Source organism: Clostridium sp., from assembly GCF_016650035.1.
In the GTDB taxonomy this organism is placed as follows: domain Bacteria; phylum Bacillota; class Clostridia; order Clostridiales; family Clostridiaceae; genus Clostridium_AD.
Genome location: NZ_JAENWM010000065.1, coordinates 1 through 22,555, shown reverse-complemented (window position 1 = coordinate 22,555; position 22,555 = coordinate 1). Strand labels below are relative to the sequence as shown.

Annotated in this window: 24 protein-coding genes, 1 other RNA gene and 1 pseudogene; 3 read left to right on the top strand and 23 right to left on the bottom strand. The window is 30.9% G+C overall.

Annotated features, from left to right (window positions below; all coding sequences use genetic code 11):
• Positions 1–111: pseudogene (locus JJD95_RS14420) on the top strand (DUF438 domain-containing protein); the annotation flags it as partial.
• Between the two features lie 120 nt (positions 112–231).
• On the opposite strand, the gene rnpB reads toward JJD95_RS14420, so the two are convergent.
• The 7 genes from rnpB to JJD95_RS14385 form a co-directional block, all read right to left on the bottom strand.
• Positions 232–620: RNase P RNA component class A (rnpB, locus tag JJD95_RS14415), an RNA gene on the bottom strand.
• Positions 621–677: 57 nt separating this feature from the next.
• Complete coding sequence (locus JJD95_RS14410; RefSeq protein ID WP_291643723.1) at positions 678–1,502, bottom strand: Nif3-like dinuclear metal center hexameric protein; 825 nt, start codon at positions 1,500–1,502, stop codon at positions 678–680.
• Positions 1,499–2,182, bottom strand: a complete 684-nt coding sequence (locus tag JJD95_RS14405) for a class I SAM-dependent methyltransferase (protein WP_291643722.1) — start codon at positions 2,180–2,182, stop codon at positions 1,499–1,501. Before JJD95_RS14405 ends, JJD95_RS14410 begins: the two co-directional genes overlap by 4 nt.
• An 11-nt stretch (positions 2,183–2,193) precedes the next feature.
• Entirely contained in the window at positions 2,194–3,081 is an 888-nt protein-coding gene (locus JJD95_RS14400) for a PH domain-containing protein (protein WP_291643721.1), read from the bottom strand.
• A gap of 103 nt (positions 3,082–3,184) precedes the next feature.
• Positions 3,185–4,279, bottom strand: coding sequence for an RNA polymerase sigma factor RpoD (gene rpoD / locus JJD95_RS14395; RefSeq protein WP_291643720.1), 1,095 nt, complete (start codon positions 4,277–4,279; stop codon positions 3,185–3,187).
• A gap of 19 nt (positions 4,280–4,298) precedes the next feature.
• Complete coding sequence (gene dnaG / locus JJD95_RS14390) at positions 4,299–6,071, bottom strand: DNA primase (RefSeq protein ID WP_291643719.1); 1,773 nt, start codon at positions 6,069–6,071, stop codon at positions 4,299–4,301.
• Between the two features lie 182 nt (positions 6,072–6,253).
• A complete protein-coding gene (locus tag JJD95_RS14385; protein WP_291643718.1) occupies positions 6,254–7,282 on the bottom strand; it encodes a deoxyguanosinetriphosphate triphosphohydrolase in 1,029 nt (342 codons plus the stop codon).
• Positions 7,283–7,498: 216 nt separating this feature from the next.
• On the opposite strand from JJD95_RS14385, the gene JJD95_RS14380 reads away from it, so the two are divergent.
• Entirely contained in the window at positions 7,499–8,569 is a 1,071-nt protein-coding gene (locus tag JJD95_RS14380; protein WP_291643717.1) for a CotS family spore coat protein, read from the top strand.
• A 24-nt stretch (positions 8,570–8,593) separates the two neighbouring features.
• Here the strand turns inward: JJD95_RS14380 and JJD95_RS14375 are convergent, their stop codons facing one another.
• Complete coding sequence (locus tag JJD95_RS14375) at positions 8,594–8,779, bottom strand: hypothetical protein (protein WP_291643716.1); 186 nt, start codon at positions 8,777–8,779, stop codon at positions 8,594–8,596.
• Positions 8,780–8,986: 207 nt separating this feature from the next.
• On the opposite strand from JJD95_RS14375, the gene JJD95_RS14370 reads away from it, so the two are divergent.
• The gene (locus JJD95_RS14370) at positions 8,987–9,235 is read left to right on the top strand and encodes a DUF2892 domain-containing protein (RefSeq protein WP_291643715.1); all 249 of its coding nucleotides are present in this window, start codon (positions 8,987–8,989) and stop codon (positions 9,233–9,235) included.
• A gap of 121 nt (positions 9,236–9,356) precedes the next feature.
• Here JJD95_RS14370 and JJD95_RS14365 read toward each other — a convergent pair whose 3' ends face one another.
• From JJD95_RS14365 to JJD95_RS14300, 15 genes are all read right to left on the bottom strand, one after another.
• A complete protein-coding gene (locus JJD95_RS14365) occupies positions 9,357–9,803 on the bottom strand; it encodes a ferritin-like domain-containing protein (RefSeq protein ID WP_291643714.1) in 447 nt (148 codons plus the stop codon).
• Between the two features lie 260 nt (positions 9,804–10,063).
• Complete coding sequence (gene ppdK / locus JJD95_RS14360) at positions 10,064–12,700, bottom strand: pyruvate, phosphate dikinase (protein WP_291643713.1); 2,637 nt, start codon at positions 12,698–12,700, stop codon at positions 10,064–10,066.
• Positions 12,701–12,745: 45 nt separating this feature from the next.
• Positions 12,746–13,387, bottom strand: a complete 642-nt coding sequence (locus JJD95_RS14355; RefSeq protein WP_291643712.1) for a helix-turn-helix transcriptional regulator — start codon at positions 13,385–13,387, stop codon at positions 12,746–12,748.
• Positions 13,388–13,629: 242 nt separating this feature from the next.
• Positions 13,630–14,262: a DUF4342 domain-containing protein gene (locus JJD95_RS14350; RefSeq protein WP_291643711.1), complete on the bottom strand. Its 633-nt coding sequence runs from the start codon at positions 14,260–14,262 to the stop codon at positions 13,630–13,632.
• Positions 14,263–14,306: 44 nt separating this feature from the next.
• Positions 14,307–15,071, bottom strand: a complete 765-nt coding sequence (gene recO, locus JJD95_RS14345) for a DNA repair protein RecO (RefSeq protein ID WP_291643725.1) — start codon at positions 15,069–15,071, stop codon at positions 14,307–14,309.
• Complete coding sequence (gene era, locus JJD95_RS14340) at positions 15,068–15,949, bottom strand: GTPase Era (protein ID WP_291643710.1); 882 nt, start codon at positions 15,947–15,949, stop codon at positions 15,068–15,070. Before era ends, recO begins: the two co-directional genes overlap by 4 nt.
• A 51-nt stretch (positions 15,950–16,000) precedes the next feature.
• Positions 16,001–16,399, bottom strand: a complete 399-nt coding sequence (locus JJD95_RS14335) for a cytidine deaminase (protein ID WP_291643709.1) — start codon at positions 16,397–16,399, stop codon at positions 16,001–16,003.
• Positions 16,400–16,511: 112 nt separating this feature from the next.
• Positions 16,512–17,210 carry a diacylglycerol kinase gene (locus JJD95_RS14330; protein WP_291643708.1) on the bottom strand — a complete coding sequence of 233 codons (699 nt, stop codon included), beginning with the start codon at positions 17,208–17,210 and terminating at the stop codon, positions 16,512–16,514.
• Between the two features lie 21 nt (positions 17,211–17,231).
• Positions 17,232–17,732 (bottom strand): rRNA maturation RNase YbeY, encoded by a 501-nt coding sequence (gene ybeY / locus JJD95_RS14325; RefSeq protein ID WP_291643707.1) that lies wholly within the window; start codon positions 17,730–17,732, stop codon positions 17,232–17,234.
• A 15-nt stretch (positions 17,733–17,747) separates the two neighbouring features.
• Positions 17,748–19,871: an HD family phosphohydrolase gene (locus JJD95_RS14320; RefSeq protein WP_291643706.1), complete on the bottom strand. Its 2,124-nt coding sequence runs from the start codon at positions 19,869–19,871 to the stop codon at positions 17,748–17,750.
• Between the two features lie 54 nt (positions 19,872–19,925).
• Complete coding sequence (gene yqfD, locus JJD95_RS14315) at positions 19,926–21,083, bottom strand: sporulation protein YqfD (protein WP_291643724.1); 1,158 nt, start codon at positions 21,081–21,083, stop codon at positions 19,926–19,928.
• A complete protein-coding gene (gene yqfC / locus JJD95_RS14310) occupies positions 21,067–21,351 on the bottom strand; it encodes a sporulation protein YqfC (RefSeq protein WP_291643705.1) in 285 nt (94 codons plus the stop codon). Before yqfC ends, yqfD begins: the two co-directional genes overlap by 17 nt.
• Before the next feature lie 70 nt (positions 21,352–21,421).
• The gene (locus JJD95_RS20110) at positions 21,422–21,649 is read right to left on the bottom strand and encodes a GatB/YqeY domain-containing protein (RefSeq protein WP_367114830.1); all 228 of its coding nucleotides are present in this window, start codon (positions 21,647–21,649) and stop codon (positions 21,422–21,424) included.
• Positions 21,650–21,669: 20 nt separating this feature from the next.
• Entirely contained in the window at positions 21,670–21,846 is a 177-nt protein-coding gene (gene rpsU / locus JJD95_RS14305) for a 30S ribosomal protein S21 (protein WP_291643704.1), read from the bottom strand.
• Between the two features lie 192 nt (positions 21,847–22,038).
• Complete coding sequence (locus JJD95_RS14300; protein ID WP_291643703.1) at positions 22,039–22,383, bottom strand: histidine triad nucleotide-binding protein; 345 nt, start codon at positions 22,381–22,383, stop codon at positions 22,039–22,041.
• Positions 22,384–22,555: the final 172 nt, after the last annotated feature.

The following is a 22,555-nucleotide window of genomic DNA, read 5'->3' as shown; positions in this document are numbered from 1 at the left end:
TATATTCTATATCCTACAGCAATAGAATCTATACAAGGAAAAGACATCTGGAATGATATGAAAAGAAGATGTGATGAGATAGGTTATTGTGGATTTACACCTAAATCATAATTTAACATTAATTTATTTAAAAATCTTTCTTTTGAAGATCTAAATCATTTGTTCACCAAAGACTTATATAAAATTACAAACTATAAAAAAAACACCATGCGTTAACATAGTGTTTTCCATAGTGTGACTAAACCTATAAGCCGAGTTCTGTATTAGACAATCATCTATCTAGGCCTATTGTTACCAATAGGCTCCAGCGATACACCCGAGAACGAGACGGGCCGTCCCAAAATGTTCTCCTATTCGATCTTGCTCCAAGTGGGGTTTACATAGCCGCAAAGTCGCCATTGCGCTGGTGAGCTCTTACCTCGCCTTTCCATCCTTGCTAGTATATCCAAATAGCTTAGCAAGCTAAACTATAAGAATACCTTTAGCGGTATATCTCTGTTGCACTTTCCTTAAAGTTACCTTCACTGGGGGTTACCCAGCACCCTGCCCTATGGAGCTCGGACTTTCCTCTCCTGACTTACTGTAAAACAGCATTCAGCAGTGATTGTCTGGCTTACTCACAAGAGTTATAATAACATACTATAGACTAAAAATCAAATAGTATTTTAATCCATTGATTATATAAACTTATAAGTATCCACAGTACCTTTTGAAATTAGCACCTCATTGCAATAACCATTATCTCGTAGCTTTTTCCGAAAAATTTTTCCGAAAATTTGAAAAGGAATCCACTCTGTTATAAAATGACCAGCATCAATTAATGATGTGCCTTGCTCTTTAAGATCACAAGCACCATGATATTTTGTATCCCCTGTAATTATGCAATCTGCTTTAAACTTTCTCGCCATCTCAAAAAAATCTTCCCCACTACCATTTATGATAGCAATAGTTTTAATTACCCTATTATCCTCTCCTACATACCTAATTTGCTTGGCATTAAAGATTTTTTTAACCTTTTCACACAAGTCAATTAATAAAATAGGATTATCTAAAGTAACTAGACGTCCAATACCATTATATCCATTATATCCATTATCATAACCTGGAATTATTGATGACTCCATTACCTTGCTTTCATTAAATCCTAACATTTCTGTGGCTATATCATTAAGGCCACCTTTAACTGAATCTAAATTTGTGTGACTTGCATAAAGAGCAATATTATTTTTAATAAGTTCTATTATTTTCTTACCTATTAATGTATCACTAGTTATTGACTTAGGTTTATTAAAAAGAAGAGGATGATGAGTCAATATAAAATTACATCCCGTGTCCACTGCCTCACGAATTACATCTATTGTACAATCTAATGCAATTAAAATTTTTGTAACCTCTGCATCTCTATCCCCAACCATTAGTCCAACATTATCATAATCTTCACTTAGGATAGCTGGAGCATATTCTTCCATAATATTGTGAATAGTTTCTACTTTTAAAATCATTTTAAGAACTCCTTAAGTGTCTTTATTACATGATACAGTTGCATCTTTCTATTTTTAGCTGTCTTTGTACTCTCATTTAATGTATTATATATTTTTGAGTATTTTTTTAATTTATATTCTATAAACTCTTGCATTACTGGTTGTTTTTTATCCAATAATGTTTTACTTATCTCATAATATATGCTATCTAATACTACTGGTACAGTATTATATTTAGCCTTAATAATTTCATAAAACTTTCCATCCTCAAGACAAATATCTTCTTTTTGAATATCATATCCGGTGGTATACAAATACTCTCTCAAAACTTCAGCATTTTGAACTGGTTGAAGTATTACATATTTTAATTTTTTAACAACAGCAAGGTCTGCCTCTAATATATCTCTTATTAAATTTCCACCCATACCAGCGATGATAGCTACCTGTACTTCTCCCTCTTTAACTGTAGATAATCCACTGCCCTGTCTACAACTAATTTGAAGGCTCACATTATTTTTAAGAATATTTTTTTTAGCCTTCTCAACGGGTCCACTATTTATATCTGAAGCAATGGCACCCTTTATAACACCATTTCGAACTAAATAAATAGGTACATACCCATGATCCGTGCCTACATCTATGATATTATCAGATTTCTCCATCATATTTACAATTGCTTTTAATCTTATACTGAGTTCCATAAATTACATCCTTATCTAAAATTAATTAATATTTTAAACTGCATAAATAAAAATATCATTGCCACAATTAATGACACATAAATATACTTATATGCTGATTTTCTATCATATTTCGCGCAAAAATAACTTGCATAATACATACAGAATAGTAAGACCATATTTAATACACCATAAATCATTTGGGTAAACGCAAATTGCTTTCCTGTACCCAATTTTACTGGGTTAAATTTCGCATCAAAACTTAAGGGCATAACACTAGGTATATTATCTTTTAAATATAATATAAATGGATTTAGAGTCAAAATCAGTATTACTATACTTACTCCTATTAAAGGTAAAATAAAATGCTTATCTTTATGTAGATTATAACTGTTATTAACTTTACATTTCCACTCTACTACCTGTATATCATGACCTACCAACTGTTCCTCAAATTTTTTATAATCTAGAGGTGACACTCCATAATTCATATATTTAGTTTTTATATAAAATATTTTTTTATTATCTGTAACGAACATTCTAGAAATACCTATTTTATCAATTACGAATTTCCCCATTGCAAAGCTACTAGAGGCCATCCCATAAATCTTAACTCCTTTAATTTCACCAGTTGATTTAGCATATCCTTCAACTTCATTTAATGGCACTGTTATTTTCTTTAATGACCAAATGGCACAAATCGTGAGATTTTGGTCATCAATAATGCATTTAGTTGTCGAATAAAGTATGATGTAATATACTCCATATATATTGAATGCCCACAGTATTATTCCTAATATGCTAGCCACTATATATGAGTTATTAATTTGAAGCAATATAATTATTAATATATTATATAATGCCGTCATCAACAGTATAAACCCCAGTCCACGTCCATGCTTTGATACAAAACTATCCATTTAATCACCTTCTCAATGCATATTATAGCATATTGGAATCTCTCTTGTAAATGTTTTTCCATATACTGGCACCGATTAAAGAAAAACACCTTATATAAGGTGTTTAATCTAAATAATCCTTTAACTTCTTACTTCTACTTGGATGTCTTAATTTACGTAGTGCTTTAGCTTCAATTTGTCTAATTCTTTCCCTAGTTACGTTAAATTCTTTTCCAACTTCCTCAAGTGTCCTTGCGCGTCCATCATCTAGTCCAAATCTTAATCTTAAAACTTTCTCTTCTCTTGGAGTAAGTGTATCTAGAACGTTTATTAATTGCTCCTTGAGCATTGTAAATGCAGCAGCTTCTGCTGGTGCAAGAGCATCATCATCAGGAATGAAATCACCTAAATGACTATCTTCTTCTTCTCCTATAGGAGTTTCAAGAGATACTGGTTCTTGTGCTATTTTCATAATTTCACGAACTTTTCCTACAGGCATTTCCATAATTTCAGCAACTTCCTCCGGTTGAGGTTCCCGTCCAAGTTCCTGGAGTAATTGTCTTGAAACTCTAATAAGCTTATTTATAGTTTCAACCATATGAACAGGTATTCTTATGGTTCTTGCTTGGTCAGCTATAGCTCTAGTTATAGCTTGCCTAATCCACCAAGTAGCATAAGTACTAAATTTATATCCTTTTCTGTAGTCAAATTTTTCTACAGCTTTTATTAGTCCTAAATTACCTTCTTGAATAAGATCTAGGAACAGCATTCCTCTCCCAACATATCTCTTAGCTATACTTACCACCAGTCTTAAATTAGCCTCTGCAAGCTTCTTCTTGGCAGCCAGATCTCCCTCTTCGTTTCTTTTGGCAAGATCAACTTCCTCAGCGGATGTTAAAAGTGGAACTTTACCAATTTCTTTTAAATACATTCTAACAGGGTCATCTATAGATATACCCTCTGGTATACTAACATCTAATTCTTCAGTTTCTGGTTCAGTCTGGGACTTATCTCCTACACCTGCTGGAACATTATGCATATTCCCAACAACATCTATTTCCATTGATTCTAAAACTTCATAAACCTTTTCTATTTGTTCTGGCGTTAAATCTATTTCATAAAGTTCATCCATTACTTCTTTATAAGTTAAGGATCCCTTTTTCTTACCTTTTTCAATAAGTTTTTTGGTTATAGACATTTTTGCAGCTTTATCCTTCATCTTATTACCTCCTTTCTAATTAACGTAACTTCTTTATATCTTTTTGAAGATCTAAAAGTTTTTGTGCAAGCACTATAGATTCTTCTAGCAAACCGTTTGATTCATATTCTTTGATTTTATTCATAATTTCTTTTTTCGACTCCTCTAACTTGAATTTTTTTAACTCCTTAATACAGTCATTTATAAATTTTTTATAGTCCTCTTCTTCCCCATCAAACTCAATTTCAATAATGTTTATCCATTCTTTTGTGCACTCTATATCAGTACATCTAAATTCTATATTTTTAATTTTTTCATCTTTTGATAAGCTTTTAAACTCAACAATTAATGAATATATGATTTTATGACTTTGAAGTACTAATTGTTCAATTGACATATTATTTGTAATATAATCACAATTTTCTTGGTCTATAAACATAAATTTCAATAAATTTCTTTCAGCCTTAATATAAGCTAGTTCTAAATATAATTTTTGTCCAAAATCCTGATGTGTATTCATTTTTTTCATTTTATTTGTGTTTTTGTTGATTTCTTCTCTTAATAAGTCATATATTGCTTGTTCTTTGATCCCCGTTTGCTCAGAAATCTTTTTTATGTAGACATCTTTTTCAACAGGATCTAAATCTATAATAATTTCAGTGATCTTTTTCGCATACTGTATTATCATTTCACTATTCGAAAAAATTATTCCATCACCGGCTCTTTTAATCCTATAATCTATTAGAGGAAGCGCTTCATCAATTAATTTTTGAAAAGCCTCTTTCCCACTCATTTTTATATATTCATCAGGGTCCTTACCTTTTGGTACTATAAGCACTCTTAAGTCAAAACCTTCATTTCTTAATAACTCAAGTCCTCTTAGTGTTGCTGCCTCACCTGCAATATCAGCATCAAATGAAATAATTACCGTATCTACATACTTTTTTAATAATTTTGATTGATTAATAGTAAGTGCGGTACCAAGGGATGCAACAACATTTGAAAATCCATACTGATGAAGTGAAATACAATCCATATATCCCTCTACTATTATTATTGTTCTAGATTTATTGTTTTTGATTACAAAATTAAGTCCATAAAGGTTTAGCCCTTTATAAAACAATGGAGTCTCAGGTGAATTTAAATACTTAGGTTTTGAATCATCTAAAACTCTTCCTCCAAATCCGATGACTTTACCCCTATAATCAAACACTGGAAACATTATTCTATTTCTAAATCTATCATAATAGGAACCTTTAGGACTTTTTATAATTAATCCTACACTGTACAAATCTAATTCAGAATAACCTTTATTTTTCAAGTATGATAAAAGGCCATGCCATTCATCGAAGGAAAACCCCAAACCAAACTTTTTCATAGTAGTCTCTGTTATACCTCTTTTGGTGAAATATAATCCAGCCTCTTTATCCTTTCTTAAATTATTATAAAAATACCTAGCTGCTTCTACATTAATATTGTACATTTTATTATAGGTGTCTTTTTGCACATTACTTTGTTCACTTTCTAAATCTATAGTAATGTTAGCTCTTTCAGCGAGTATCCTTGCAGCCTCAGGAAAAGTTGTGTTCCTATCCTTCATAATATAACTAATTACATTTCCAGCTTCTCCACACCCAAAGCATTTATATATTTGTTTTTCAGGCGATACTGTAAACGAAGGACTCTTCTCATTATGAAAAGGACAAAGACCAATATAGTTTCTTCCTGTTCTTTTAAGCTTAACTCTTTCAGATATAACATCCACAATATCATTTTGCTCTTTTATTTTCCGGATGACATCTTCAGCAATCAATAGTTTATTACCACCTTACTTATTTAAATTCACAATATATTTTTATTCGACAAAAAACTGTTTTGTCCTCTTTAAAATCCAATATTTTTTAAAAAAATATTTTTTTCATGTAATATATTCTTTATAAAACAAAAATTTCCTTCAATAAAGATAATTTTTATTTTTTTATTTATAAATTAAAATTAATAAATACCAACCTTAGGCACAAACAAATTATTAAACAGCATTAAACAATAATCATCACTCATACCTGAAATATAATCTGCTACTCCTATATTTAATCCTTCATTCTTGACTATGTTTTTATAAACTTCTGGCATAGTCTGTGGATTATTATAGTAATATGTGTAAACTTGAGTTAACACGAATTGTGCCTTTTTCCTTTCTTCTTTTAACATTTCACCTTTATATATATTATTAAACATAAAGTTACGTAAATCACCCAATGCCCATCCAATATCTTCACTAAGTGAAACGCCTATAGACCCTCTATCTAAGTTATCTAATGTATTGTAAATGCAGTCCACAACTAAAGTGTTTATGCGTTTGCTATGACTTGCTCCTAAAATTTCAATAGACCTTTTAGGTAGCATTGAGTCCACTAATAGCCCCGCCCTTATAGAATCATCAATATCATGATTAACATATGCAATCTTGTCACTATATCTTACAACCTGACCTTCTAAAGTAAAAGCTTTTCCATATCCCTTAGAAAAACCACTATGATGAAGAATTCCATCTAGTACTTCCGCACTTAGATTAAGCCCCTTTCCAGATTTTTCGATCTTTGTCAGCACCCTGATGCTATTTTCGTTATGTTTGAATCCACCTGGCAAAACATTATTCAGAACCTCTTCTCCATTATGAGCAAAGGCTACATGCCCTATATCATGCCCTATAGCAATAGCTTCTATCAAGTCTTCATTTAATCCTATACCTCGGCCTATAGTTTTAGCTATCTGTGCAACTTCTAAAGTATGTGTTAATCTTGTTCTATAGTGATCACTGCTGGTTTTTATGAATACTTGAGTTTTATGTTGCAGTCTCCTAAATGACTTGCTATGTATTATCCTATCCCTATCCACCATATAGCAGGTTCTTACCTCATCCTCATCTTCTAATACACTCCGGCCCTTTGAGTTTAAAGATAATGCCCCATAACGTATAATGTTCTTATCTTCACTCGCTTCTATTCTTTGACGAATATTCATAATTACCTCCTGAATTTAAGACTATATATAAAGTTACTATATTGTTTTTATTTTAGGGCTAATGAAAATTAATAGTATTCACGCTCCTTATTTATTTTAATCGTCTTAGTTAGTATTCTACAAATTAAATTAATTTCCCTTTTTTTTATATTAAACGAATAATATTAATAGTTTATTAATATTCTAATAATGTAATAATTTTTTAGGAGCGTTGATATGCCCTCCACAGTTAAAAACTTTAATAACATAGCTTTATTATCCGAAGCAAACGTAAAAAAATACATCCTCCCACAATATAACTTAGCTAATGCTGATATAACACAAATTAAATTTAAAGATACTGACAAACAAAGAGCTGTATATAAAGTACAATACTTTGACGAATGCTACTGTTTAAAGAAAGTTTATTACCCAGTGAAAGATTTATTATTTGTATATTCGGCTATAGAATGGCTATATAGAAATAATATTAATGTACCTCGTATACTTCCCACAAACACTAATAGTAGATTTGTAAACTATAGTAATATGCTATTTATACTTACCCCTTGGGTTAATGGCATCAAATGTGATTATGATAATATTAATCATATATTAGCTTGTGGAAGCAACCTTGCAAATATGCACAAAACAAGTATAAACTTCAAACCTATATGCGGCAGTTCTATAAAAGAAGATTACGGTTCCCTTAGTACTTCCATATATAAACATTATATAGGTCTCCTTAAATTTTCTAATTTAGCTTATAAATATAATGATTCATTTTCAAATCTATACCTTAGGCATTTTGATTCAAGCATTAAACTAGCCAAGTACTCTACAGATATTGCCTGCACCATGGACACAAATAACCTTACTAAATCCTTGTGTCACCTTGACTATGTTAATAAAAATATTATATTTGATAATACTAATGAAATATGGGTAATTGATTTTGATAAATGTAGATATGATTATTGCGCCCACGATATCTCCTATTGTTTGCGAAGACTATTAAAAAGAGACAATACAAAATGGGATTTGGAAATTGCAATAAGTTTTTTAGAAAATTACAATAAAATCTTACCTTTAACCTTGGATGATTATAAATATATCCTTGTTTATTTAGCTTTTCCCCAAAGGTATTGGAAAATATCAAGGGATTATTATGGTAATGTTAATAAATGTAATAAAAAAGCCTTTATACACCTCTTAGATAACGGAACTAATAAAAATGACTATCAATTAGATTTTGCATGCAAATTTAAAGATTACATTGGAAATAAATTCAACGTAGAATTAAATTAACATAAAATAGAAAGCCACTGAATTTCAGCGACTTTCTATTTTTTTACCATTATGGAACCCTTCTAAAGTGCTATTATTTTCAACTGTCATAAAATCTACCAATTGTAAATAGGGGTATTTATTTTTATCTCCACTAATAGACCCATCATTTAAATTAGGGTTAAAGACAGACAAATAATCAACAGGCTTGCCTTCACTCTCGGTACGCATAAATATAAGAAACTGGTAAACTTAATTCAGTTAAAACTTTTAAGTCAAAATATATTTTTTTTGTATATTCACCTACTGTCTTCTGAGATGGGTTATAGTAGAAACTACTTACAATAGGAGAAACTATAAAATTAATAGTAAGTAATATTAAAAATACAATAGACACAGAGGCTAAGATTACATTACGTAATTTCTTGTTTACGCTTCATGATTTACATTAAATTCAAAGATATTGGACAAAATAACTTTGAGGTGATTCAAGTGAAATGTAATGTTGGTAGAACCGAGCAAATTATTAGAATTGTAATTGGCATATTAATCGCCCTTATAGGTTTATACTTCAGAAGCTGGTGGGGTATTATTGGCATCGTACCGATAATAACCGGCTCGATTCATTATTGCCCTATTAGTGACATCTTAGGGATTTCGACTTGTGATGTTAAGGAAAAGCAATAGTTCTCTTACCTATGGCCTTACAATCTAAGGTCATTTATTTGTATTGCGACGTAAAACACCGTAAAATTCACTAAATAATATGGTATTTTTATTATTTCTCTAAGTATGTTAGCATTTAATATTATTTTAGCATCGAGTACAGATAAATAAATCTTCCAAAGTGTTCCTGTTCATCAGTAATAATTTCAAAGATTTTATCTCTCATCTGCTTATTTGTCATGAGTGCATAAATTTCTCTATAAAGGTCTACAGCTTCACTTTCTCCTTCAATACTACTTTGTACAGCTTCCATAAGAGCATTGTATTTTTCTATATTGGTTGGTATAGGAATGTCTAATTTTTCACCTGTAAGTTGATAATACATTTGTTGAAACATTCCATAATGCTTAATCTCATCATCATAAGCAAATTTAATCTGTTTAATCACCACAGGGTCAGTAGTCATTTCCATCATCCTCTGATATTTTACTCTATCATGCCTTTCAGCCTTCATAGCTTCCACTACCTTATCCTCTAGCGAGCTTAGCCTGAATAGTTGGGAATAATAAATATCCATATTATTATACAAAATATATCTCTCCTAAATTATTGTTAACCAATTTATTATATGATTGAATGGCTTAAATTGTGATGGCTATGGTGCTTTTAAGTTCAATAGTTACGTCGTCTAATTCTCATATTGTTCACTTTAAAAAAATAAGGCATTGTACTTAAAATCAAAAATGAAATTAAGTTACAATACCCTATTCTTTTTATAGTTTTTAAAGTTCTGATAGTCTCAAGAGCTCATTGTATAAGTCTTTTTAAGCTATGCATATACTATTTTTTTTATTTTTTTCTTGGATTGTTTATCTCTGCTTGTGCAGCTGCAAGTCTTGCAACTGGAACTCTAAATGGTGAACATGATACATAATCAAGTCCCACATTGTGACAGAATTCAATAGAAGATGGTTCTCCACCATGTTCCCCGCATATTCCAAGTTTTATATTTGGTCTAGTTTTGCGTCCAAGATCAGCAGCCATTTGAACAAGTTTGCCTACTCCTATTTGATCTAGTTTTTGGAATGGATCAAATTCATAAACTTTCTTTTCATAATAATGTTTTAAGAAAGTTGCAGCATCGTCTCTTGAAAATCCAAAAGTCATTTGTGTTAAATCATTTGTCCCAAATGAGAAGAATTCTGCTTCTTTTGCTATTAAATCAGCAGTAAGTGCAGCTCTTGGAATTTCTATCATTGTGCCAACCATATATTTCATATCGGTGCCACTCTCAGCTATAATTTTATCAGCTATCCTTACCACTATATCTTTAACATATTTTAATTCTTTAACTTCTCCAACTAGTGGAATCATTATTTCTGGAACAATATTATATCCTTTTCTAGTTTTAACATCTATAGCAGCTTCAATAACCGCTCTAGTTTGCATTTCAGCTATTTCTGGATATGATACTGCAAGTCTACATCCTCTATGGCCCATCATTGGATTAAATTCATGCAATGATTCAACAGTAGCTTTAAGATCTTCAAAAGTTATTCCCATCTCAATTGCTAATTCTTTTATATCTCCATCATCATGTGGTAAAAATTCATGTAGTGGTGGATCTAAGAATCTGATTGTAGCAGGTCTTTCCACAAGCTCTTCATAGATTCCTACAAAATCTTCTCTTTGCATTGGTAACAATTTATCTAGTGCAACCCTTCTTTTAGCTTCATCTTTAGCAACTATCATTTCTCTTATGCCCATTATTCTATCAGCATCAAAGAACATATGCTCTGTTCTGCATAATCCTATACCTTCTGCTCCATATTTAACCGCTTGAGCTGTATCTCTTGGAGTATCAGCATTGGTTCTAACTTTTAAACTTCTTATACCATCAGCCCAGCCCATGAGTATTTCAAAGTAACCACTTATTTCAGGTTCAACTGTTTTAATTGCTCCAGCATATATATTTCCTGTACTTCCATCCATAGAAATATAGTCACCTTCATTATAAATAGTTTTTCCTATTTGAAAATTTCTAGCATCTTCATTAACTTTTATATCTCCGCAGCCAGCAACACAACATCTTCCCATTCCTCTTGCAACAACTGCAGCATGAGATGTCATTCCTCCTCTTACTGTTAAGATACCTTCTGCAGCTATCATGCCTTCTATATCTTCTGGTGAAGTCTCAAGCCTTACAAGAATAACTTTTTCTCCTGCTTCATGTTTAGTTTTAGCATCTTCTGCTGTAAAATATACTTTACCACAAGCAGCTCCTGGAGATGCTGGAAGTCCTTTAGCTATTACTTTCGATTTTCTTAATTCTTCTGTATCAAAATTAGGATGAAGTAATGTATCTAATTGTTTAGGTTCAACCTTCATAACAGCTTCCTTTTGTGTTAACATCCCTTCTTCAACAAGTTCTACTGCGATTTTAAGTGCAGCTTGTACAGTTCTCTTACCATTTCTTGTTTGTAAGAAGTATAATTTGCCATCTTCAATTGTAAACTCCATGTCTTGCATATCTTTATAGTGATTTTCAAGAGTATTAACAATACTCATGAATTCAGCATAAACTTTTGGCATATCTTCGTGAAGTTGTGATATATCATTTGGCGTTCTTATTCCTGCAACAACGTCTTCACCTTGTGCATTCATTAAGTACTCAGCATATATTCCTTTTTCTCCAGTAGATGGATTTCTTGAAAAAGCAACACCAGTTCCTGACGTTTCTCCTTTATTACCAAATACCATTTCTTGAACACTTACTGCAGTTCCCCAATTACCTGGAATATCATTAAGTCTTCTATATACATTAGCACGAGGATTATCCCATGATCTAAATACTGCTGAAATAGCATCTATTAGTTGCTTTGCTGGATCACTTGGAAATTCTTCGCCCTTATCTTTTTTATAAAATGCTTTAAACTCTTTAACTAATATTTTCAAATCATTAGCGTCAAGTTCTGTATCAAATTTTACACCTTTTTCTTCTTTCATCTTATCCATTATGTTTTCAAAGTTTCTTTTTTCAACGTCCATAACAACGTCAGCAAACATTTGGATAAATCTTCTGTAAGAATCATAAGCAAATCTCGGGTTATTTGTTAAATTTGCCATAACCTCTACTGTTTCATCATTTAACCCTAGATTTAAAATTGTATCCATCATACCAGGCATTGAAGCTCTTGCGCCAGATCTAACTGATACGAGTAATGGATTTTCTAAACTACCAAACTTCTTTCCTGTGATTTTTTCAAGTTCAGCCATTTTCGAATTAATTTCACTAATAATTTCAGATGCAATTAATTGACCATCTTCATAGTATTTATTACATGCTTCAGTAGTAACTGTAAATCCCTGTGGTACTGGGATTTTAAGGTTAGTCATCTCGGCAAGGTTTGCACCTTTTCCGCCTAGAAGGTTTTTCATTGAAGCATTGCCTTCACTAAAAAGATAAACATACTTTTTGTAATCCATTTGTATACAACTCCTTCGATTCTAAATTATATATGATAATGGTTATTAACCATTTTCACCCATTTTCACAAACAATCTTGTAATATTAGTTTTAGACACTTTGCCCACAATTTTTAAAACTTCTCTGCCATTTTCAAATTTTCTCTCTATAACAGGCAGACTGTCTACTTCATGTTCTATAATTTTTTGTGCGGCCAAATAAACACTATCTTCTTTTTCAACAAACACTATGTTTGGCATTCTAGTCATTATAATTCCTAAAGGTACCTTGTGGATATCTGTTCCACCCATCGACATTTTAAGGAAGTCTTTTCTTGAAACAGCTCCCACTAAATTGCCATTATTATTTACAAATAGTGTACCTGCATCATTTAAAAACAAATGTACTATTGCATCATAAACCATAGTTTCTTCTGTTGCCGTTACATGTTTAGACATTACTTCATTAACTTTAATATTTCTTATATAGTCATAAACTAAACTATAAGAAGGTTTCTTAGAATAGACATATCCAACCTTAGGTCTTGCATCTAATATACCAGTCATTGTTAGTATGGCCAAATCTGGCCTTAGTGCAGCTCTTGTAACCCCTAGTTTATTAGCTAGTTTTTCACTTGTTATAGGTGGATTCTCTTTAACTAATCTAATTATCTCATCTTGTCTTGGTGTTAATTTTATTGCTTCCACCTTCTTCCTATTTTAATGCTTTGAATATGGTATATATTTTAAATAAAAACGATTTCATAATTTATTTTATAGAAAAATCTTACATACCATTTGAAACATTATACCACATTATTACAATAAAATGTAGATTCTTTTAACGTTTTAGAATATCTCATGAAAATTATTCGTATGCTTATGTACTACGAATAATTCTCCTTTTAAAAAGCCAGCAACATTAGTTGCTAGCTGTTTTATAGGGAAATTTATTCTTCCTCTTTTTCCTTTTCTTCTTCTATTTCTGATTCTTTTTCTGCTTTTTTATCAAATTTTACAGTATATTGGTATACATTTTCATCATCGCTACCCTTACTGCTTTTATCACCTTTACTAAAACTACCTTTTGTATCGGTATATTTTTCTTTTACATCTTCACTTATATCATTCATTTTGCACTTTAAGTCTTCTACTGTGTTTTTGATAATAGTATTAACTACTTCAACAGATCCGTCTGCTTTAGTTATCTCAATAGTAACCTTTGTAAGTACTGCTGTTAATATCCCAATACCAATAAGTGCTGGGTATATTAGTGCAAACATTCCTGCAGCAATACCAGCATTAACAGGTATATCTATAACTACTGTTTCATCTTTTTTAATTTTTATCCTAGTTACATTGCCTTTTTTTACAGTATCCTTTATCCATACAATAAAATCTTCTTTGGTAGTATATACTTCATCCATATTAAATATAGGATATTTCTTTTGTTTTGCTTCGATGTAAATTAGTGCATCAACTACATTGCTATCACATTCTTGTAGCGCTTCTTTAGCCTCAGTATATGAAACCCCTGTACGCTCTTTGATTATGTCAATCTTTTCTAGTGTAATTTCTTCCATTAAAATCCTCCTCCTAATAATTTGTACTCTGTTTAAAATAATTATTAATTTTTGTATGCATTTAAATAATCGAACATTTCTAAACTCCTTGGCTTTCTAGTATAATTTTGAGAAATAACAAAAGATAAAAATTTGTATAACTCAAGCTTTGATGTTTTCGATACAACTATTCTATTAATTTTATCCATCCCAAAATTATTTAAGAATTTTAATGTATTATATGTAGGGTTTGATATATATATACTGTTTGACTTTTCACAATTTTTGCATATAGGTCCATAAGATTGCAAATCAATATTATTAGATATGGTTATTTCTTTTCTACATCTAACACACTTACTAAAATTTAGTCCGTAACCTGTTGCTCTCAGCAGTTTTGTTTCGAAAGCTCTGGCTAAAACCTCTATATCCATAACGTCATTTTTTATAAAATAAAAAGCAGTGACTAGCTCTTTAAAAAGTTCCTTATTAACGTCCTCGTTTTCCATTGCAATATCAATTAATTCAACAAAATAAGAGGCATAGGTAATTGTATCTAAGTCCCTTAATAATTGTTGAAAAGAATCTATTATTGTAATTTCATTTATTGTATATAAATTTTTGCCTTTAAAAAGTACAAATTCTCCATATGAGCAAGGTAATGTGGATGATATATATTTGCTTTTGTTTTTTCTTGCTCCCTTTGCTATGGCTGTTATTTTTCCAAACTCTTCAGTAAAAAGCCAAACAAGCTTATCAGATTCTTTAAACTCTTGTGTTTTTATAACAATAGCTCTAGTTTTTAAAATAGACAGAACATCATCCCCTATTTATATCCAAGTTCTTTGAGAATACTTGAAGTGTCTCTCCATTCTTTCTTTACCTTTACCCATAATCTTAAGTATACTTTTTCACCTAAGAATTTCATTATATCTTGTCTTGAATAAGTGGAAATTTGCTTAAGGGTCTTTCCACCTTTCCCAATTATAATGCCCTTATGTGAATCCTTTTCACATAATAAATTAACTTCAATATTGTACAAATTATTTTTGTCTCTTTTCATAGAAATAATTTCTATTGCTATTCCATGAGGTACCTCTTGAGATAATAATTTAAGAGCTTTCTCTCTTATTATCTCGGTTATAATAAACCTCTCTTGCTGATCTGTAATCATATCTTCTGGATAATATAGCGGTCCTTCTGGCATAAGCTCTGCTAAAAGTTTGGTAACTATATCAACATTTTTACCTTTAATGGCAGCTATTGGTATTATTTCTTTAAAGTTAAAATATTCAGAATAAGACTTAATAGTTTTAGCTACCCTCTCCTGTGTATTTTCATCAATCTTATTGACTAATAAAAAAACCGGTATCTTAGTGTCTTTTAAATCTTCAAGAATATGCATATCCCCTGGTTCAATTTCATCACCTGGTGTAGTTATAAATAATATAACGTCTACTGCATCTGTGGATTGTTTGGCTACTTTAACCATATATTCTCCTAGTTTATGTCTAGGTTTATGCATTCCTGGAGTATCCACAAATATTATTTGAGATTCTTTAGTAGTTAAAATAGTTTGTATGTTGTTTCTTGTAGTTTGGGGCCTATTAGACACAATTGATAATTTTTCCCCCATAATATAATTCATTAATGTAGACTTTCCTACATTAGGCCTTCCGATAATAGATACGAATCCTGATTTAAACATATATCCTCCTTGTGGTTATCATTTGTAATTTGTTTTTACTTTAGTAAATTCTTACTTCAGTAAGCTTTCTTTAGTAAAAGCACCTGGTAATATTTCTTCCATAGTCTTTATTATATAGTTATCTTCATCTTTTACTAATATGATTTGGATATCACTTGTGGCAAATTCTACTATGACTTGTCTGCAAATACCACATGGATAAGTATTCGTTGACATATCCCCTACTACTGCTATCGCTTTAATTTTTCTGTGTCCCTCAGACACAGCTTTAAAAATCGCAGTTCTTTCAGCACAATTAGTAGCACCATAAGAAGCATTTTCTATATTACACCCTGTATATATTGAGCCATCTTCAGTTATAACTGCAGCGCCTACTTTGAATTTCGAGTATGGCACATATGCATTTTCTCTAGCATCTATTGCAATCTTAGCAAGCTTTTTATAATTCATTAGAGCACCCCTATATATTTAATTTAAATCACGTTAAAATAAATAACAGTGAAAAATCACGTATATCAATTATATCACTAATTATCAGTATTTCAATTAAATTAAAAAATTATTATCCTAAAGCTTTAAACAAGAGTAATGTTAATAACGTCCCAAAAATACCGCCAAAAATTACTTCTAGGATAGAATGGATTTCTGAATCAACCCTACTTTGTGCAACAATTACAGCTATAAAATAAGATAAAACCATAATTAAAGGCTCAGGGGTTAATAATGTTATCGCTGTTGCTACTGAAAAAGCTATGGTAGAATGACCGCTTGGCATACCACCTTTAAGTGGAGTTCCTTCACCATAAATTGCTTTAACTACTACAACTGCAATACAAACTATAACTAGAATAAAAAAGGTCGTGTCAGTGTCAGATTTTTTAATCTTTGACATTACAGACTTATTAAATGGAGTCAATCTTTCCCAAAATATTACATAACCCACCAGTAGTGAATTTATAGCAGTTACCAGTACTGCACCAGCAGCCACATTTTTAGCGATTTTTGCTAATGGGTGATAAAAATTTGTTGTGGCATCTATGGCACATTCTACTGCAGTATTTATCATTTCAGCCACGATAACTAGTGTTATAGTCATTGTTATAATCAAAAGCTCTATTCTTGACAAATCATAAAAAAATGTAGCAGTAAGGACTAATATTGTGACTAGCATATGTATCTTCATATTTCTTTGCGTACGAATTGAGTATATTATTCCTTCTATAGCATAATTCAAACTATCAATTAATTTTTTAACTTTCATGCCTAACCACCTTCAAATCTTTTATCTATATATTTTAAAAGTACCGAGTATTTCTTCTTCTCTTTTTCTCATAATATTTTTCTGTGCTTCCTCTATGTGATCGTAACCTAAAAGATGAAGCATTGAATGCACTGTAAGATAAGCGCATTCACGAATAAATGAATGTCCGAATTCTTCACTTTGCTGCTTTGCTTTTTCTAGTGATAGTGCAACATCTCCTACAACTAATTTCCCATCATATAAATCATTTTGATCAAATTTGTAATTTGTATACACCTCTTTAAATACCTTGTTTTCAGGATAATGTAACATAGGAAATGATAACACATCAGTAACTTCATCTATACCACGATGTTTTAAATTTATCTCCCTAATTTCTTCATTATTAATAAAGATAACACTCACTTCATTGTCCACAAGTAGTTTCTCCTCACTCAACGTATATTCAATAACATTCTTTATGGCGATTTTGAGTTCCTTTGTTACTTCTATATTATTTTGCCTATTATCCATAAAAATCATATTAATTTCCACTCCCTATTTAATCTCGCGCGCCTTTTCCTTTTCCCATTTATCTGAAGGATACTCTATTCGCTCGTGGTATATTCCTGAAAGCACTTTTAAGAAGGCTTTCCTTATTTTATCTAAATCTTTAAGTGTTAAATCGCAATTATCCATTTGGCCATCATTAAGCCTATTTTTTATTATGTTATTTACCATTTCCTCAATTTTACCCGGTGTATGATTTGAGAGAGATCTCACTGCGGCCTCTACTGCATCTGCTAGCATTATAATTGCTGCTTCCTTGCTTTCAGGCTTTGGCCCAGGGTATCTAAAATCTTCTTCTTTAATTTCATCTGGTTTATCACTAGAATTTTTCATAGTTACGTAAAAGTACTTGACTGTGGTCGTTGCATGGTGCTGACTAATAACATCTTGAATAACCTTAGGTATTTTAAATTCTTTCGCAAGTTCTATTCCATCCTTCACATGAGAAATAATTATAAGTGTACTTAGATTTGGAGTTATTTTATCATGTGGATTATCATTTCCTAATTGATTTTCCTTAAAAAAATAAGGTCTCTTTATCTTTCCAATATCGTGATAGTAGGAGGACACCCTTGCAATAACAGCATTAGCTCCAACCGTTTCTGCTGCAACCTCTGAGAGGTTACCTACAAGTACAGAATGGTGATAAGTGCCAGGAGCTTCTAGAAGTAATCTTTTCAGGAGTGGGTGATTAGGGTTTGATAGTTCTAAAAGTTTTACTGTAGTCACTACATCAAACAAACTTTCGAAAAACGGTAAAAACCCTATAGCAAGAATTCCAGATAAAACGCTTGCAAGACACACCATGCCTGCCTTTTTAAAAACCTCAACAATACTATTACTTAAAAGAAATCCCATAGAAAGATACATAGCTAGGTTTATCATTCCAATATATATAGATGAATATAATATATCATTTCTTTGTTGCATTTTTTTGAGTAGCATAACAGCAGCAATAGAATTTAGTACAGCAAGTATTGTAATTTCAGGATTAAATTTAACTGCAACACTAATTAAAATGCAGTTAAGAATATTTACCGCAATTGCTACTTCATCATTAATTAAAATAGTCATAAGCATCGGTATACAAGCCAATGGAATTACATACAATGAGATTATGCCTAATATTCGAGCCAGTAGTATAGCGATTATACTAAGAGTATTAAGCATGATTAACTTCTTTATATCATTAAAAACTTGTGGATGATACTTATATAAATAAAACCATTGAAGTAATAGTACTACGCAAACAAGCCCCGCTAAGCTTAAATACAAGGGCCATTCAAAATTACCCGCATTGTTTAGAAGTCCGAGTGACTCTAACAGCGCCTTTTGTTCAGAGGTTATTGGTTCTCCCTCCTTTACAATGATTTGATCTTTTTTAATCATTACTGGTTTAACACTTTCACTCGCCTCTTGTATTAATGCCTCTGTTGTCTCCTGATCGTATGTTGTATTAGGAAACACCTGTACATTTGCAATTGACATTCCTACTTCTCTTATCTCCTTAATAAAATTGGAGTTATTAAATTCTGTAGCAACAATACCTTGAGCCACTTTAATTTCTTCAGGCTTATTTTCATTTATTGTAGTAATATTATATACAGTTGTCATTGTTTTTTTAAGGAATTCTTGTAAATCTTCTGCCCCTTTAGCATCTAAATTCACTAGAATTTGATAGCTTTCATAGGGTAAATCCTGAATTAATTTCTTTTCTTTAAGTATTGATATTTTTTCTTCTTCTGATAACGGGTTCACAGCTAAAGTCTCATTGTTTTTTTTGCTTGATTCAGTAATATCAACATTATTTAGCTCGCGCACTGCTTCAAATAATTTAGCAATATTTGCTATAGCCGTCTTATTTGCTGGGATTTTAATTGTTTTTTTATCTATAAGCGATATAGCCTTAGCTCTATTACTTTCTGTAGATATTTCATTTTCAACTTCTCTAGGTGCTTTTATATCTATATTTGCAATATCCCCTACATACAAAGTGTATTTTTTAGGAACCAGTGCTGTTACTAAAATTGAAAACATCACCACTGCTGTAAATATAAAAATCAAATATGGTTTTGCCTTTTTAATGTTAACAAATCCTCTTATATTTTTCATAATAAGTCCCCGCCTTTTTCTCTCCCGTAAATTATAAAACAAACAGTTTTTGTTCTAAGGTAATTTTTGTTCTACTCCAATATTTTCTTCAGTTACTCCAATGTTCTCCTCTGCAACTACAACTACTCTTATAATATACTTATCTTCTACCTTTTTCACATCTGAAATTTTATCTTTAATCTGAACATTTTTGTCTAAATCCCTTAGGATATCAGAATACATTTCATCTACTAATTCAATAACATTCGCAGGTATATTTTTTTCCTCGACTTCATAATATATTTCGCTCTTTATAAATTTATCACTATTGTCTATTTTATCATAATTCGCATAAGGAATTAAGCTATTTTTAAGATAAACTTTTTTATTTGCTAAATTAAAGTATAAATTACTTATACTGTTACCTGTTTTCACCCTAGATTTATTGTTTATTGGTACTTCTTTTTTCCCCTCGTAGAAGGTTTTTGCCATAACCTCACCCTCTGAATGTACAGAATAAACACTTCCTTCTTTACCTTGTTCACCCTTAACTAATACATCACCCTTTTGTACCATATCCCCTTTAATTACAATGGCTGTACCTTCAGTAGTAAAAACTCTAACTATCTCACCATCTTTACTAGCTATTAAATTAGCAGGAGCATTATCTATAATTATTTCAGGTGGTGATTGTCTTTCTATTACATTAACAACTAGTTTAGCGCCTTCAATCCTGACTTTTATCCACATTATTTCATCATTAATTTTTGTAAGTTTATTTTCAATTTCGTAGATATCTATATTTTTCTTTCTAAGCCCAGGTATTACTCCAAGCCCTTTAATTTGATTACGCAATTCATATGGACTTATATATCGTTCTGTATTTATTTCTATGTTCCACACAAATGTAGACAAATAATATATTATGCTCCCAAAAAGAATTCCTCCAATTAAAAGTGCAGATCGATTTTTTACTTTCATTAAAAAAAATGACAATCCACTTCTTCCTATAATTCTAATCCTTGTGTCTGTCAGTTTTGCCACTCTGCTAATTTCACTATAGTCACTTAATTTCACTTGTAAAACTATAGTTGTAATATTAATCTTCTTTATATTTTTAACTACAATACCATTTCTCCATAACAAATTTATAAATTTTTCTGGGATTAATGATCCAATTTCCATTGTGATTATACCTTTTTTATATTTTTTAAAATCATTCATGGCTTTCATACACAATAGACTTAAAGTTACCACTTAAAGTTATTGTGTTCCCCCCTATAAATAATATTTTAAAATTTTTACCATATATTGAAATGGGACCAACATTGGAATTTATTTTCACTACATCTTCTTCAAAAATTACTATACCCCTATGATTTTCTATATTTATTTCGCTATTAGCCAAAATAGTTATTTTGGGTAAATCTAATATAACATCTCTTGGTAATTCCAACTTGTTAGCTATGGTCTCTTTTGTCCTATAAAATTTATTTTCCATCTAATCACCTCATAAAATACTTCATATTAAATTTATGAAATAAAATCATAAGAAATTACATTTTTTTATTTTATAATTTTTTGAAATCAAAAAAGACCCAGCAAAAGCTGAGCCTCTTATTTATTATAATATTTTTAACTAAAGAGTTTACCCATTGATCTGCCCATAACTTAAGGCAATGTGATAAACAAAATTTTCCCCATCGTTTCATGCTATTGGTTCCCAATTTTACCACTATTTCTCTGACTAACTCTAAAATTTCTGATTTAGTTAACTGCTGAGGAAGGTATTTTAACAAAATTACAATTTCTTAAAATTTTATTTGAATTTCCTCTTTCTCGCAGCTTCTGATTTTAATTTCTTTTTAACACTTGGTTTTTCATAGTGCTCTCTTTTCCTTACTTCTCCAAGCACTCCACTTCTTGCACATTTTTTCTTAAACCTTCTTAAAGCGTTCTCTATTGTCTCATCGTCTCCGACTTTAATTTCTGACATCATTATCCCTCCCTCCGCTAGCTCAATTCAATTTACATTAAAAGTAGCCAATGCGGGGCCTAAATAGCACATTTTTTATTATACAACACTATTTTACAGTATGTCAACAATTTCATTGATTTTTGAACATATAAAATGTATTTGCACATAAATCATTGCTAGAAACATAACATTCTCAAAATTGATCCTTGCTTAGCCAGGTGGCCACTTAAGCATCCTGCCTCCCAATAAATGAAAATGTATATGTTGAACAGTTTGACCCCCGTTTTCTCCACAATTAGAAACAATTCTATAACCAGTTTCAGAAATCCCTAGGTCTTTCGCAATTTTTTTTGCAGCAATAAATATATGACCTATTACACCTGATTCATCTTCACTTATATCGTTGATGTTAGAAATATGCACCTTAGGAATAATTATAACGTGTACCGGTGCCTGGGGACTTATGTCCTTAAATCCTATTACGCTGTCATCCTCGTAAATTATCTCACAAGGAATTTGCTTTTTTACGATTTTACAAAAAATACAGTCCTCCACATAATCACCTCCTAACCATCTTATATTATTATACTATTCAACATAAAATTTTATTCTCCTGCTATATATATTAATTATTGATTAATATATTTTAGTTCTTAAATTTCTCCAATTAAATGATCCTCTCTACATCCTAAAAGCTTAGTGGTACAAAATTCACCCTCTACACTTC

Coding starts and splice junctions, on each gene's coding strand:
- JJD95_RS14410 (WP_291643723.1), bottom strand. CDS start 1,502: ATGATTTTAAAAGTAGAAACTATTCACAATATTATGGAAGAATATGCT.
- JJD95_RS14405 (WP_291643722.1), bottom strand. CDS start 2,182: ATGGAACTCAGTATAAGATTAAAAGCAATTGTAAATATGATGGAGAAA.
- JJD95_RS14400 (WP_291643721.1), bottom strand. CDS start 3,081: ATGGATAGTTTTGTATCAAAGCATGGACGTGGACTGGGGTTTATACTG.
- rpoD (WP_291643720.1), bottom strand. CDS start 4,279: ATGAAGGATAAAGCTGCAAAAATGTCTATAACCAAAAAACTTATTGAA.
- JJD95_RS14385 (WP_291643718.1), bottom strand. CDS start 7,282: ATGAATATTCGTCAAAGAATAGAAGCGAGTGAAGATAAGAACATTATA.
- JJD95_RS14380 (WP_291643717.1), top strand. CDS start 7,499: ATGCCCTCCACAGTTAAAAACTTTAATAACATAGCTTTATTATCCGAA.
- JJD95_RS14375 (WP_291643716.1), bottom strand. CDS start 8,779: ATGCGTACCGAGAGTGAAGGCAAGCCTGTTGATTATTTGTCTGTCTTT.
- JJD95_RS14370 (WP_291643715.1), top strand. CDS start 8,987: ATGATTTACATTAAATTCAAAGATATTGGACAAAATAACTTTGAGGTG.
- ppdK (WP_291643713.1), bottom strand. CDS start 12,700: ATGGATTACAAAAAGTATGTTTATCTTTTTAGTGAAGGCAATGCTTCA.
- JJD95_RS14350 (WP_291643711.1), bottom strand. CDS start 14,262: ATGGAAGAAATTACACTAGAAAAGATTGACATAATCAAAGAGCGTACA.
- era (WP_291643710.1), bottom strand. CDS start 15,949: ATGTTTAAATCAGGATTCGTATCTATTATCGGAAGGCCTAATGTAGGA.
- JJD95_RS14335 (WP_291643709.1), bottom strand. CDS start 16,399: ATGAATTATAAAAAGCTTGCTAAGATTGCAATAGATGCTAGAGAAAAT.
- JJD95_RS14330 (WP_291643708.1), bottom strand. CDS start 17,210: ATGAAAGTTAAAAAATTAATTGATAGTTTGAATTATGCTATAGAAGGA.
- ybeY (WP_291643707.1), bottom strand. CDS start 17,732: ATGATTTTTATGGATAATAGGCAAAATAATATAGAAGTAACAAAGGAA.
- JJD95_RS14320 (WP_291643706.1), bottom strand. CDS start 19,871: ATGAAAAATATAAGAGGATTTGTTAACATTAAAAAGGCAAAACCATAT.
- yqfD (WP_291643724.1), bottom strand. CDS start 21,083: ATGAAAGCCATGAATGATTTTAAAAAATATAAAAAAGGTATAATCACA.
- yqfC (WP_291643705.1), bottom strand. CDS start 21,351: ATGGAAAATAAATTTTATAGGACAAAAGAGACCATAGCTAACAAGTTG.
- rpsU (WP_291643704.1), bottom strand. CDS start 21,846: ATGTCAGAAATTAAAGTCGGAGACGATGAGACAATAGAGAACGCTTTA.